This window comes from Oleomonas cavernae (assembly GCF_003590945.1).
Lineage (GTDB): Bacteria > Pseudomonadota > Alphaproteobacteria > Zavarziniales > Zavarziniaceae > Zavarzinia > Zavarzinia cavernae.
This window is the reverse complement of the sequence record NZ_QYUK01000011.1, coordinates 2,989,542-3,001,914: the sequence shown is the minus strand read 5'-3', so window position 1 is coordinate 3,001,914 and position 12,373 is coordinate 2,989,542. Positions and strand designations below refer to the sequence as shown.

General features: G+C 64.8%; 11 protein-coding genes and 2 pseudogenes. 5 read left to right on the top strand and 8 right to left on the bottom strand.

Annotation, left to right across the window (positions count from 1 at the left end; all coding sequences use genetic code 11):
- Positions 1 to 91: 91 nt before the first annotated feature.
- Positions 92 to 3,739 (bottom strand): ATP-dependent DNA helicase, encoded by a 3,648-nt coding sequence (locus D3874_RS18355; RefSeq protein ID WP_158596097.1) that lies wholly within the window; start codon positions 3,737 to 3,739, stop codon positions 92 to 94.
- 202 nt (positions 3,740 to 3,941) lie between these two features.
- Complete coding sequence (locus D3874_RS18350) at positions 3,942 to 4,427, bottom strand: MarR family winged helix-turn-helix transcriptional regulator (RefSeq protein ID WP_119779430.1); 486 nt, start codon at positions 4,425 to 4,427, stop codon at positions 3,942 to 3,944.
- Between the two features lie 46 nt (positions 4,428 to 4,473).
- Here D3874_RS18350 and D3874_RS18345 point away from each other — a divergent pair, with 46 nt between their 5' ends.
- Together D3874_RS18345 and D3874_RS18340 are read left to right on the top strand one after the other, a co-directional pair.
- Positions 4,474 to 4,959 carry a PaaI family thioesterase gene (locus D3874_RS18345; RefSeq protein ID WP_119779427.1) on the top strand — a complete coding sequence of 162 codons (486 nt, stop codon included), beginning with the start codon at positions 4,474 to 4,476 and terminating at the stop codon, positions 4,957 to 4,959.
- Entirely contained in the window at positions 4,956 to 5,348 is a 393-nt protein-coding gene (locus D3874_RS18340) for a DUF488 domain-containing protein (protein ID WP_119779424.1), read from the top strand. Before D3874_RS18345 ends, D3874_RS18340 begins: the two co-directional genes overlap by 4 nt.
- A 142-nt stretch (positions 5,349 to 5,490) precedes the next feature.
- On the opposite strand, the pseudogene D3874_RS18335 reads toward D3874_RS18340, so the two are convergent.
- From D3874_RS18335 to D3874_RS18310, 6 genes and pseudogenes are all read right to left on the bottom strand, one after another.
- Positions 5,491 to 5,987, bottom strand: a pseudogene (locus D3874_RS18335) (peptide deformylase).
- The gene (locus D3874_RS18330) at positions 5,929 to 6,246 is read right to left on the bottom strand and encodes a hypothetical protein (protein ID WP_119779422.1); all 318 of its coding nucleotides are present in this window, start codon (positions 6,244 to 6,246) and stop codon (positions 5,929 to 5,931) included. The pseudogene D3874_RS18335 and the gene D3874_RS18330 overlap by 59 nt, the downstream one beginning before the upstream one ends.
- Positions 6,243 to 6,899: a glutathione S-transferase family protein gene (locus D3874_RS18325; protein WP_158596096.1), complete on the bottom strand. Its 657-nt coding sequence runs from the start codon at positions 6,897 to 6,899 to the stop codon at positions 6,243 to 6,245. The genes D3874_RS18330 and D3874_RS18325 overlap by 4 nt, the downstream gene beginning before the upstream one ends.
- A gap of 10 nt (positions 6,900 to 6,909) precedes the next feature.
- A complete protein-coding gene (locus tag D3874_RS18320) occupies positions 6,910 to 7,272 on the bottom strand; it encodes a VOC family protein (protein ID WP_119779418.1) in 363 nt (120 codons plus the stop codon).
- Between the two features lie 25 nt (positions 7,273 to 7,297).
- Complete coding sequence (locus D3874_RS18315) at positions 7,298 to 8,152, bottom strand: helix-turn-helix domain-containing protein (RefSeq protein ID WP_119779416.1); 855 nt, start codon at positions 8,150 to 8,152, stop codon at positions 7,298 to 7,300.
- 189 nt (positions 8,153 to 8,341) lie between these two features.
- A complete protein-coding gene (locus D3874_RS18310; protein WP_119779414.1) occupies positions 8,342 to 8,896 on the bottom strand; it encodes a methylated-DNA--[protein]-cysteine S-methyltransferase in 555 nt (184 codons plus the stop codon).
- A gap of 100 nt (positions 8,897 to 8,996) precedes the next feature.
- Between D3874_RS18310 and D3874_RS18305 the strand changes: the two genes are divergently transcribed.
- The 3 genes and pseudogenes from D3874_RS18305 (at position 8,997) to D3874_RS18295 (ending at position 12,357) form a co-directional block, all read left to right on the top strand.
- A complete protein-coding gene (locus tag D3874_RS18305; RefSeq protein WP_119779412.1) occupies positions 8,997 to 9,335 on the top strand; it encodes a P-II family nitrogen regulator in 339 nt (112 codons plus the stop codon).
- A gap of 129 nt (positions 9,336 to 9,464) precedes the next feature.
- Positions 9,465 to 11,944: pseudogene (locus D3874_RS32505) on the top strand (DNA translocase FtsK).
- Between the two features lie 17 nt (positions 11,945 to 11,961).
- Positions 11,962 to 12,357, top strand: a complete 396-nt coding sequence (locus tag D3874_RS18295; protein WP_147385717.1) for a hypothetical protein — start codon at positions 11,962 to 11,964, stop codon at positions 12,355 to 12,357.
- The last annotated feature ends 16 nt before the right edge of the window (positions 12,358 to 12,373 follow it).

Below are 12,373 nucleotides of genomic sequence, written 5' to 3'. Positions count from 1 at the left end.
CTGTCTCCGCCCAGTCGTCATTTCTCATTATTCGAATCACCAAAAGCTGACCTCAAACTGACTGCACCTACAAGAGACAGTGTGACGTTTCTCATGCGGCTGATGATAGTTTGGTTACCAACCCTTCGGCATCTCGGCTAAGCCGCCCGCTTTCCTTGGTTGTAACAAGCTGTCCGGGGAACCAGCGCTGGTACCACGCCTCCTTTGCCGCCCAATCCTCCGCATAGTTGGTTTGGTCGAGCATGCCGAGATGCTCCCAGAAGAAGGTGCGCCCAGCGATAGTGACAGTGAAATCCGGAAGCTTTATTGTGCCGTCCCCCGCGAACAAGGGCTGTTCGTAGCGAAATGGTATGCCACGTTCATGCAGCAGGTTGGCGATGATTACTTCCGATTTGGAGCGCAGCATGTCACCGGTCAGCGCCTCATGGATCTTGCCGGATTCATACCAGCTACGCCGTTCGAGCAGTTGCTGTTTGGCGAGATGCAAATATCCGAACATCGACGAGTTTATTTGCGGAGTTTGCGCGTTTTCCCGCCGCCGGGCGTTCAAAAGACTGGTGATGTCTCGCTCTATCAGCAAGGTGCAATGCCGGCTAGCGCGTGTCAGAGCGGTATAGATCAGCTCAGCCGAGACTGGGCGATTGTGGCTCGCCGGAATGATCACAAATGTATGGGCGAACTCGCTGCCCTGAGCCTTGTGGATCGACACCGCATAGGCAAGTTCCAGATTATCCTCGACACGTTCGTTGCGCAGGTATCGTCCACCATGCGGCACATCCTTGCCGTAGCCGACCGTGATGCCGGGCTTGCGTGTGAACTGTACCGCAAATCGCTTCAGCCTGGGGCCATAGCCAGTTCGAATTGTCTCCCAAAGGCGATTGTCGAAGCCGAAGTTGCGTACAATTCCTATTTCGCCATTAAAGATCTCGACTCTGCACTTCTCACGCGTGTTGTTGTCGTAGGCCCAGATCGGATTCGACTTTGGTCTATTGCAGATCTGAATGACCTTATCGTTCAGAGTGATGCCATCGATTGCCCCGACGCGGGAAATCACGAAATCGGCGATGTGCGTCTGACACGCCTCATTGAGCGCCTCGACACCATGCATCTCCCCTCGATGTGGTGTCAAAATCTGGAACGCTGTCGGATCGCGTTCCAGTGAGGTTCGCCAGAGCTGATCAGGCCGGCCTTTGTCGTCTGACCCTCCACCACGCATCTTCGTCTCAATCGCGCCAATAAGGGTGTCTGCGAGCCGCTGGGGATCATCCCAGTAGACAACGTCCAAATCGCGATCGACAAGGCCGCCGGCGTGGATGCGTTCAATCAGCTTCTCCTCGGCGAGGCTTGTTGGTTGGTCCCAGTCATCTTTGCCGTCGGTAGTGATCTCGATATCCTGAAGGATGAAGAGCCGCGATAACTCGACGATCGCACTGCCTTCTCCTCTGGCTCGGGTCAGCAACTGCCGAAGGTTGATCGTCAAGCGTCCGAAGCTTTCGGGATAGTTGGTGCTGAGCCAGCGAATGACGTCGGCGAATACGCGCCCACGCCCGATAGGCGGTAGCTGGTTGGCGTCTCCCACCAAGATTAGCCGGCGGACGGTCTGCCAATTGACCGCACGCATTAGTGCTGCTGCCAGCTCCAGATCAAGCATCGACGCCTCGTCAAGCACAAGCGTCCCGACCTCAGCCAGCTTGCCGCCTCGCCGCTTAAAGGTGAGGTTGTCGTTGAGCCAACCATGCCTCGCGAGGAAGGAATGCACCGTCACTGTTTCGACGCGCTGCAACTTGGCGTCCTCAAGTACCTCTCGTGCGCGATCTGCTGCCTTACCGGTCGGCGCTAGGACGAGGATATTTGCGCCTTCCCCCTCGGATCGCCGGACGGCGTGTATCAGTGCCTGGATGACTGTCGTTTTGCCGGTGCCGGCTGCACCCGTAACGACCGATAGCGGTCGGAGGAACAGGCGCTCGCAGATGCCCGCCTGTTCGCGGGTTGCGTCGCGATAGTCTGCGCCGCCCTGCTGTGCCAGCATGCTACCCGACTTGTGTACCCAGCTGTTCCAGTCCGCCATGATCAGCGGGCGACGCAATTCGATGCTGGGTCGAGTCACCAAGCGCTGCAACACTTCCTCGACATAGCGCTCGTCCTCAAAGACCGATTTCAGATAAACAATCTGGCCCTCGTCGGTCGACTGTAAAGTCAGTGCGCCTGACAGGATGTTGGCATCGACGTCGAAATAGCGCTCGCTGAATGTGGCCTGTTTCCATGCGGGTAGCCGCTCCATACGCTGAGCGATCTCAACTATGAGGTCGCGCGCCAACCGGAAGTTATGCTTGGGCTCTTGACGAAGATGCTCGACGCAAAGGGCACGGAAGCGACCAGCATCGTTATAGTCGATGCCCGCTAGCGGCGCCCCGACGTCCGGTGAGGGCAGGACTCCGCGATCAATAGTGCCCCAGGGAATGCGGTCCGACGCGTCCTCGCCGCAATAGAGTTCGCAGAGGAGGTAGGGATTTTTGATGATCTCCTCAGGGCGGACCTCGACACCACCTTCGGTCCATTGTTTGGACGCAATCGCGGCCATCGCTTCCGCTGACAACTCTAGCCGAGGCAGTATGTCGCGCAGCAGCAATCGCGCACCATCCTCTAACAATAGCCAGCTGCGCGAGATCTTCTTGCTTTCAGCGGGGGTCAGCACAGTCGCCAATCCTCTGAAATCACCGGTCTCTAGAGCGCCAAAAATAGCAGCGTGCGCAGCGGCGTGCCCTTGCTTGATGCAAAGCGCTTTCGCCGTATCGATCAGTTGGACAGCGCCGATGACAGTCAATGTCGTTAGCAGCCCAGGGTATAGTCCACGGTGCTTCCACAGACCGGCTATCGACTTCAGCAGCCAAGCTTCGCGGATATTCCAGTCCTCAGAAATGTCACCACTGGCCTTGAGCAACCTGACTTTGGCGAGGAACTGCTCGAGCAATCCGATAGCATCGTCGTCGCTTAGATGCTTGGAGCCGTATTTGCAGAGCGCGGCCCGTTCAGGAATGACCGCAAAGCTTTCGAGCGTTTCTAGATCATCGCGATAGCGATGATAGGGAAGTCGGACGCCCTCTTCGGGATAGGCTGAGGAAATGTCGCGCGCCCAGATCATCCCACCGGCATAGCGCTTACCGACGTTCTCATTCACATTCTCGTAGCGCCGTTCCTCGCTGACTTGCGTAATGCGCGACACGCCAATCATTACATAACGGGGTGCATTATCCTCGGACAGTGGATTGGAATAGTTCACATAGTAGAAGATAAGGTTGTTTGGACAGTCGTCCTCAATTGGTTTGTAGAATTTATTGACTAAGTCCTTGCGAATATCGTTGTCAAGATAGCCAGATTGCCTAACCTCATCTGAATACATTGCCTCATATGGCCAAGTGCTGACAGTGGCGGGGGGGAGAGACCATTTGTGCCGCGTGGCGCCGCCAAAGAAGAAATCCGGCGGGTTGGCGGCGGCTGGCGCTTCATCAAGACCGAACGCGTTGTAACTATAGCTGCAAGGCGGGACATACCCTTCAAGTTTGCTAGCTGCTCGCCCGGCCAATCTTTGTTCGAGTGCCAAATCGCGCTCGCGAGCGATAACGTCGCCGGGATATGACTTGCATCCGACACAATAGGTATTGCGCTCTGGTTTTCTGCAGATTGCACCATTCCATCCGTCGTCGTGCCACGCCAGTCTAGCGGTGATGTGCGTTGTCATGTGCCCCCTGATTCGACTACCACAATCGAACGTCGAAGAATGACAGGCCAGTAACCCCCTTGCGATGCTGCCTGAGCCCCACCGCTTCCGGTTTCCAGCTTTGCCCTTACTGGCGAACGGCGCAATCTGGCTAGATCTCGTCATTCGAACTGGATCTTCTCTACTTCTGCTTCGAACGCCAAGCGAATCCTAAGCGGATTTTTTAATTCTCGCGGTTTAACCGCGACGCTTGTGCCGACTCTCCGGCCTGCCTAGCCACCACCACATCCACCACCCCCGCCACGGCCTCCTGCGCCGCCCGCCACAGCGGCATCGCGGCCGCCAGTTTCCGTGCCCCCGCCTCGGTCAGCCATGCCGCGCGTTTGCGGCGGTCGCGGGTGCTTGTGGTGATCTCGGCCCAGCCCAGGCGGGCGAGGGTGTCGAGGTTGCGCGACAGGGTGGATTGGTCGAGGCCGGCGCGTTGGGCCAGGGCGCCCAGGGTGTCGTCGCGGGCCGCCGCCAGCAGGGACATCAGGCCGAATTGCGCGGTGGTCAGGCTGCTGGGTGCCAAGTGCGCATCGAGGAAGACCGTGATCTTGCGCGCGGCCAGGCGCAGGTGCCAGGCGGGGCATTCGTCGAGCACGCGGGTGGCGTCGCTGCGCAAGCTGCGCGGGGGCCGGGGCCTGGGGGATTGTGCGGGCTTGGTCATTGATATATGTATCTACATAGTTTGTAGCTGCAAGGAAAGCGGGATCATGGCGGGCGAGGGCGAGTTGCGGTACGGCGTGGCCGGGGCCCACGAGATCGCGGGGCTGACGGGCCGCCAGGTCCTGCAAGGGATCATCGACGGGCGGGTGCCGCATCCGCCGATCTGCCGCAGCCTCAGCTTCTGGTTGACTGAGGTCGGCGACGGCAGCGCGGTGTTCGAGGGCGAGACCGGGCCGCATCTGCTCAATCCCGCCGGCACCGTCCATGGCGGCTGGCTGCTCACCCTGGTCGACAGTGCCGCGGGCTGCGCCGCCCATTCGCTGCTGCCGGCCGGGGTGGGTTACACCACGGTGGAGACCAAGGGCAATTTCTCGCGGCCCATTCTGGCCGACGGCGGCCGCGTGCGCTGCGAGGCCAAGGTGGTGAACCAGGGGCGGCAGATCATCACCGCTGAGGCCTGGGTGAAGAGTGCGCAGGGCAAGCTGCTGGGCCATGGCACCTCCACCCTGCTGGTGCTGGGCGGGGCGGCATGAGTGCCAAGGCCCGGCCCGCCATCCAGGTCAAGCGGGTCTATGCGGCGCCGGCGGCGCATGATGGCTTTCGCGTGCTGGTCGATCGGCTGTGGCCGCGCGGCATCTCGCGCGCGGCGGGCAAGATCGACCTGTGGCTGAAGGAGATCGCGCCCAGCGATGGCTTGCGCAAGCGGGTTCACGGCGATCCCGCCTATCCTGCGTCCGATGCGGCCTGGGTGGCCTTCACCGTCGACTATGCGGCGGAACTGGCAGGCCCGGCGGCGGCGGCGGTGCGGCAGGTGCTGGACGAGGTGGCGCGCGGGCCGGTCACCCTGCTCTATGCCGCCAAGGACGAGGGCCGTAACAATGCGGTGGCGCTGCGGGATTGGCTGTTGGGGCGGCTCCAATAGGGTGCAATACTTCTCGTCATCCCGGCCTTGAGCCGGGATCTCGTGACGCCGAGGCACCGGGAACACTGGACGAAAGATCCCGGCTCAAGGCCGGGATGACGATTGGGGGGGCGGTCAGGGGATGACGATTGAGGTTGGTCCCTCACGCCTGCAATCGGGCCAGCTTCTCGTAACGCTTCACGACCCGGTCGCGCTTGAGGCGGGAGAGGCGGTCGAGCCAGAAGATGCCGTCGAGCTGGTCGATCTCGTGCTGCAGGCAGGTGGCGAGGAAGCCGTCGGCGGTGATCTCTTGGGGGCCGCCGTCCAGGTCCTGGTAGCGCACGGTGACGCGGGCCGGGCGTTCCACCGCTCGGTTACGCCGGGCATGGAAACACTGCCCTCCAGGTGGCGGGCGCTCTCCGGCGAGGCCCAGGTCACCACCGGGTTGACATAGAATTGCGGCGGCAATGCGGGGTCGAGCTGGATCACCACCAGCCGTTGCAGGATACCGACGTGGGGCGCGGTGATGCCGACGCCCTGTGCGGCCAGCATGGTGCGGTGAAGCGACCAGGCCAGCGCGCGCAGGGCCTCATTGAACAGCTCAAGGACGGCCGCCGGCTGCCGCAGCCGCCGGTCGGGATAGCGCAGAATAGTCTCCACCGCCAAGGCCAGGCTCCATCGCTCCCTGTTCGCGCTGAATCCTGTACCCGATTCGCGGGAAATGCACCGCGATGTCGCCCAGGGCGGGGTCGTGGCGGTGCAGCGTGATCTCGTCGGCGGTGAGGCGGGCCAGCGTGCCCACGGTCTTCTCCGTGCCGAAATCGTCGGCCGTGACCGCGACCCTGTCGCCGGTGGTATCGCCGTCCAGCGCCGCCGGCTGGCTGTTGCGGGCAATAGTCAGGGCCTCGTCCTGTGTCATCGGCCTGGCATCGCCGGGCCGAAGGCCTCGATCCGGGCGAACCAGGCGGCCAGGGCGGGCCTGGCGCTCACCGCGGCGAACAGGGCCGGCACGCTCTTGGCGAACCACAGGGGATGGAAGCAGGCGGCATCGGCCAGGGTGAAGCCCTCGCCCAGCAGGAAGGCGCTGTGGTCGAGCTGGGCGTCGAGCCGGTCGAAGGCGGCCAGGGCCTGGGGCCAACCGTGGGGGGCGGCAAAGCGCAAGGCCTTCTCGCTTAAGCCCGGGGTCATGGCCGCGCGGTCTTCGAGGAAGCCGGACGGCAGGGTTGCCATGCGCGCCACCACGACAGATGGGCCGATCAGCGAGACCAGGCGCCGGTCGGCCCAATCCTCCACCGTCGCGGCCAGGCCGGCCAGGGCGCGGGGCAGGACCGGTGGCGTGGGCGCCAAGCGTTCCAGGCGCCTGGCGATGCAGGCGGTGTCGCAATAGATGTCGGCGCCGATCTGCAGCACCGGCACCCGGCGATAGCCGCCGGTGAGCGCGGTCAGGCCCGGCTTGGGCATGATCATCGGCTGTTCGACGCTGTGCCATTGCACATTCTTGAAGGCCAGGATGCGGCGGATCTTCTCGGCGAAGAACGAGTCCGGGTAATGGTGCAGGATGATCTGGGTCATGGCGGGTTCCTCAATCCAGGCATACGGCTTCGACGTTGTTGCCGTCGGGGTCGAGCAGGAAGGCGGCGTAATAGGTCGGGCTGTAGTCGGCGCGCAGGCCGGGCGCGCCATGGTCGCCGCCGCCGGCCTTCAGCCCGGCGCGGTGGAACCGGTCGACCGCCTTGTGGTCGCCCGCCTTGAAGGCGATGTGCAGGCCGGGACCCTTGGCGTTGCTGGCGGCATAGAGCCACAGGGCCGGCGCATCGGGCGGGCCGAAGCCGGCGCCGCTGTCGTCGCGCGAGCACAAGACGATGCCGAGCGGGGCAAGGGCGGCTTCATAGAAGCACACGCTGGCCTCGATATCCTTCACCTTCAGGCCGATGTGATCGTACATGGGGTAACCTCCGTGGTCGAGGAGGTCACCTTAGGGCGGGAGGGCGCAGCCGTTCTTGGAGGATCTTGCGGTCGCCCCGGGCCATCTGGCGGAAGCGCCGGGGCGAGACACCGGCCGCCTTGTGAAAGGTGCGCACGAAATTCGACAGGTCGCCGAAACCGACATCATAGGCCACGTCGGTGATCGGGCGGCTGTCGTCGGCCAGCATGCCTGCGGCGCGGCGCAGGCGCGAGCGCACCAGGTATTGATGCGGGGTGACGCCCAGCACGCGGGTGAACAGGCGCAGGAAGTGGAACGGGCTGAGCCCCACTTCGCGCGCCGCACCCTCCAGGTCGACCGTCTCGTGGGACTGGGCATCGATCCACAGGGCGGCGGCCACGGCGCGGCGGCGGTCGCGGGCCTGGGCGTCGGTGGCGCTCGATTTGGCACCGGTCAGCAGCTCGACGAAGCGGGCGGCCAGCAGCATGCCGATCTCGTCCGCGCCCACGTCGCTGTTGCCCCGGGCGACGGACTGCGCCAATTCGCCCAGCACCATCAGCTCGGGCAGGGGCGGGACGCTGCCGGCCTGCCAGATCTGCGGCGGGCCGCCGATCGCCTCGACCAGCTCGTCGCCCAATTGGAACGACAGGCATTCGTCGCCGCACTGGTGATGGTCGTGGCTGCACATGTATTCGCGGCCGGGCGCCCCCACCATCAGGGCGCCGGCCACCAGCTCATGGGTGGCGCTGCCGCTGTGGCAGGCAAAGCTGCCCTTGCGGACATAGGACAGCGAGAACCCCGCATGGCATTCGACGAAGGGCCGATCCTCCGGCCCCGCGGTGCAGCGGTAGTCGATCACCGTCATCGACGGCTTGTTCGCAACGATGGTCAGCGCGCCCATGGGGCAATCCTCCGGGCTGGTTGGCCCGCGCCACTATTCTCAACTCGTCATCCCGGAAACGGCACAGCCGTTATCCGGGATCTTGCGACCAGTGTTCTCGGCACCTCCGCGTCACAAGATCCCGGCTCGAGGCCGGGATGACGCGCCATCAAGAGACAGTGGACGATCAGCATTTCTTCCGCGCAAGGGCTAATTGGCATGCGTGTCGAACAGGGGCAGGGCGGGGCCGATGCGGGCGCCCTCGATCTCCAGCAGGCGGCGCTTGGTGTTGGTACCGCCCGGCGCCGAGAAGCCGACCAGCTTGCCGCCGGCGCCCAGCACCCGGTGGCAGGGCACGATGATCGGGAAGGGGTTCCGGCCCAGGGCCTGCCCCACGTCCCGCGCCAGCAGCGGGTCGCCCAGCCTGGTCGCAACCTCGCCATAGGTCAGCGTGCGGCCGGGCGGGATGGCCCGGGCGACGGCATAGACCCTGCGGTTGAAGTCCGGCACCGGGCCCAAGTCCAGTTCGATGGGGGCGAGGTCCGCCGGAGCACCCGCCAGCAGCGCCTGGATGCGGGTGATCGCATCGGCGATTGCCGGTGTCGGCGCCATTGCGACGCTGCCGGGGAAGCGCCGGCGCAGGCGGGTGCTCGCGGCGGCCTCGCTCGCCTCGGGCAATTGCGCACCGGTGATGCCGTGCGGGCCCCAGGCCAGGCCGCAGGCGCCGATGGCGGTGTCGAACAGGATGTGGCCGTGTGTCGTCATGCGGGCGCGATGATAGCAAGCCGGGCCCAAGCACACTTGGCAGATCTTGCGCTTTAATTCTCCTATCCTGTTTGTGCGCCGCACCCTAGACTCAGGCCCCATGAAGCTCGTCCTTGCGATCATCAAGCCTTTCAAGCTCGAACCCGTGCGGGCGGCGCTCGACGGCATCGGGGTCAGCGGCATGACGGTATCGGAGGTGATCGGCTTCGGGCGCCAGCACGGCCACACCGAAACCTATCGCTCGGCCGAATACCAGATCGCCTTCGTGCCGAAATTGCGCATCGACATCGCGGTCGACGATGCGCAACTGCCCCTGGTGCTGGAAACGCTGGAGCGCACCGCGCGCACCGGCAAGCTGGGCGACGGCAAGCTGTTCGTGATGGACCTGCCAGATCTCTGCCGCATCCGCACGGGCGAGCGCGGCAGCGAGGCGATCTAGGCAAAAATGACGCCTCTGGCCCCGTCGCCCGCCGGCGTGTAGTTTTCGGTTGTTGATTCGTTCCGGCGCCGTGGGTGCCGGGCAGTTGATTCGCGGCCCCTTGCGGTCAGGCACCCCTTGAGGTCAGGCATGGCCAACACGGCCGGTACATCGTCTGAGAAGTTGCGCCTGTTCCCGGCGGCGTTCGGCCGGGCGGTGCAAAGCCGTTTGGCCGAGATCATGGGCCTGGGCCTGTTCGCCCTGGCGACCGGGCTGGGCCTGGCCCTGGTCAGCTATTCGTCGGGCGATGCCAGTTTCAACGTCGAGACCGATGCCCCGACCCGCAACCTGATCGGCCCCCTGGGATCCCATGTCGCCGACCTGGCGATCCAGTGGCTGGGGATTGCCGCGGGCCTGCTGCCGCTGATCCTGCTGGCCTGGGCCTGGCGCCTGTTTTCCCATCGCGGCCTGCGCCTGTGGTGGCTGAACTTCGGCCTGGCGCCCTTGGCGCTCACCCTGGGTGCTGCCGGCGTCAACGGCTTCTCGATCCCCGACGGCTGGCCCCTGCGCAGCGGCCTGGGCGGCATGATCGGTGCGGTGGCGGAACCCGGCGCCCGGCAGTTCTTCGCCGCCATCGGCCTGGGGTTGGAGGGCGGCGGCCTGTCGCTGGTGCTGATCCTGCTGTGCCTGATGGTGCTGGTCTCGGCGATGGGGCTTTCCCTGGGCGAATGGCGGGCCCTGGGCCGTGGTGCCGCCCGGGCGACGCGCGTCGGCCGTCACAGCAGCCAGTGGCTGGTCGGCCATGCCACCCGCCTGTGGGGCCGGCGCGACAAGGCGATGCCCGACCTGCGCCTGCACAGCCGCGATGCCGACGCCCAGGAGGCGCCGCCGCGCCGCGCCCCTGGCCCTAAGCGCGAGCGGGTCGAGCCGCGTTTCGTCGACCCCTCGCCGGCACCGGAAGCGGCGGCCCCAGGGTTCGTCCGTTGCGCGAGGATGTGGTGGCCGAGGCGCCGCCCGACACCCGCAAGCTGGTCGCCAGCGCGCCCAAGGTGGCCAGGCCCGGCAAGCGCGCGGTCGAGGAGACCCAGGCCGCCCTCGACCTGGGGCCCGAGGACCAGCACCAGCTGCCGCCCCTGTCCCTGCTGAAGCAGCCGCCGCCGCGTGTCGATGCCAAGGATGCGATCGACGAGGAGGCGCTGGAGGCCAATGCCCGCCTGCTCGAATCCGTGCTCGAGGATTTCGGCGTGCGCGGCCAGATCGTCAAGGTCCGCCCCGGGCCGGTGGTGACGCTCTACGAACTCGAACCCGCGCCGGGCACCAAGTCGGCCCGGGTGATCGGCCTGGCCGACGACATCGCCCGCTCGATGAGCGCCATCTCGGCCCGCGTCTCGGTCGTGCCGGGGCGCAACGTCATCGGTATCGAACTGCCCAATGTGAAGCGCGAGACGGTGTGGCTGTCGGAAATCCTCTCGTCCCAGGAATACGAGAAGACCGCCTCGGCCCTGACGCTGGCCCTGGGCAAGGACATCGGTGGGACGCCCATTGTCGCCGACCTGTCGCGCATGCCCCACCTGCTGGTCGCCGGTACCACCGGCTCGGGCAAGTCGGTGGCGATCAACACCATGATCCTGTCGATCCTGTACCGGCTGCCGCCCGACCAGTGCAAGCTGATCATGGTCGATCCCAAGATGCTCGAACTCTCGGTCTACGAGGGTATCCCCCACCTGCTGGCGCCGGTGGTGACCGAGCCGGGCAAGGCAGTGGTGGCGCTGAAATGGGCGGTACGCGAGATGGAGGATCGCTATCGCAAGATGTCGCGCCTCAGCGTGCGCAATATCGCCGGTTACAATGCCCGCATCGCCGAAGCCAAGGCCAAGGGCGAGGAATTGAAGCGCACGGTGCAGACCGGCTTCGAACCCTCGACCGGCAAGCCGATCTTCGAGGAACAGGCGATCCCGCTGGAGCCCTTGCCCTTCATCGTCATCATCGTCGACGAATTCGCCGACCTGATGATGGTCGCCGGCAAGGACATCGAAGGGGCCATTCAGCGCCTGGCCCAGATGGCGCGGGCGGCCGGCATGCACCTGATCCTGGCGACCCAGCGGCCCTCGGTCGACGTCATCACCGGCACGATCAAGGCGAACTTCCCGACCCGCATCTCGTTCCAGGTCACCTCCAAGATCGACAGCCGCACCATCCTGGGCGAGCAGGGGGCGGAGCAGTTGCTGGGCCAGGGCGACATGCTCTACATGGCCGGCGGCGGCCGCGTCACCCGCGTCCATGGCCCGTTCTGTTCGGACGGCGAAGTCGAGGCGGTGATCGCCTTCCTGAAGGCCCAGGGCGAGCCCAGTTACGTCGATGCCGTCACCGAGGAACCCGAGGGCATGGAGGCGCTGGAAGACGGCATGGCCGGTGCTTCGACCGGCGACGACAATTACGACAAGGCGGTGGCCCTGGTGGCGCGCGAGGGCAAGGCCTCGACCAGCTTCATCCAGCGCCACCTGCAGATCGGCTACAACCGCGCCGCCCGCATCATCGAGCAGATGGAAGCGGCCGGCATCGTCGGCAAGCCCAACCATGTCGGCAAGCGCGAAGTCCTGATCAACGAGGCCGGCGAGCGGGTATTATAGGTGGAATTTGCGCTATCTTGGCGCGCATTTCCGCTTTTACCTCGCCCGGATTTCTGGGCTATGATCGTGTCATGACCGACCAGCCGATCCTCAATCGCATCCTCGATGAGCTTCTCGCCATTCGCACCGAACTCGCCGAAAAGCCCTCGCGTGGCGAGATGCGCGAGGCGATCGCCGATGCGCGGGCCGAAGCGAAGGCCGACAACCGTGCGCTGCGGGAGGAACTCTATGCCTTCCGCGCCGAGATCAAGGGCGAAGTCGGTGAACTGCGCGGTGAGCTTGGCGATTTGCGAGAGGAGCTTCATGCCTTCCGCGCTGAAATCAACGGCAAGGTCGACGTGCTGCGCGAGCACTTCGATGCCTTCACCGAATATGCCGACCAGACATACGTGAAGAAGGCGCCGGCGCGCTAGGCGCGGGCACGCCGAT

Bases quoted from the DNA above. Each gene is read 5' to 3' on its own strand.
- D3874_RS18325 (WP_158596096.1), bottom strand. From the start codon at position 6,899: ATGACCCAGATCATCCTGCACCATTACCCGGACTCGTTCTTCGCCGAG.
- D3874_RS18340 (WP_119779424.1), top strand. From the start codon at position 4,956: ATGAGTGCCAAGGCCCGGCCCGCCATCCAGGTCAAGCGGGTCTATGCG.
- D3874_RS18330 (WP_119779422.1), bottom strand. From the start codon at position 6,246: ATGACACAGGACGAGGCCCTGACTATTGCCCGCAACAGCCAGCCGGCG.
- D3874_RS18310 (WP_119779414.1), bottom strand. From the start codon at position 8,896: ATGACGACACACGGCCACATCCTGTTCGACACCGCCATCGGCGCCTGC.
- D3874_RS18315 (WP_119779416.1), bottom strand. From the start codon at position 8,152: ATGGGCGCGCTGACCATCGTTGCGAACAAGCCGTCGATGACGGTGATC.
- D3874_RS18355 (WP_158596097.1), bottom strand. From the start codon at position 3,739: ATGACAACGCACATCACCGCTAGACTGGCGTGGCACGACGACGGATGG.
- D3874_RS18305 (WP_119779412.1), top strand. From the start codon at position 8,997: ATGAAGCTCGTCCTTGCGATCATCAAGCCTTTCAAGCTCGAACCCGTG.
- D3874_RS18350 (WP_119779430.1), bottom strand. From the start codon at position 4,427: ATGACCAAGCCCGCACAATCCCCCAGGCCCCGGCCCCCGCGCAGCTTG.
- D3874_RS18320 (WP_119779418.1), bottom strand. From the start codon at position 7,272: ATGTACGATCACATCGGCCTGAAGGTGAAGGATATCGAGGCCAGCGTG.
- D3874_RS18345 (WP_119779427.1), top strand. From the start codon at position 4,474: ATGGCGGGCGAGGGCGAGTTGCGGTACGGCGTGGCCGGGGCCCACGAG.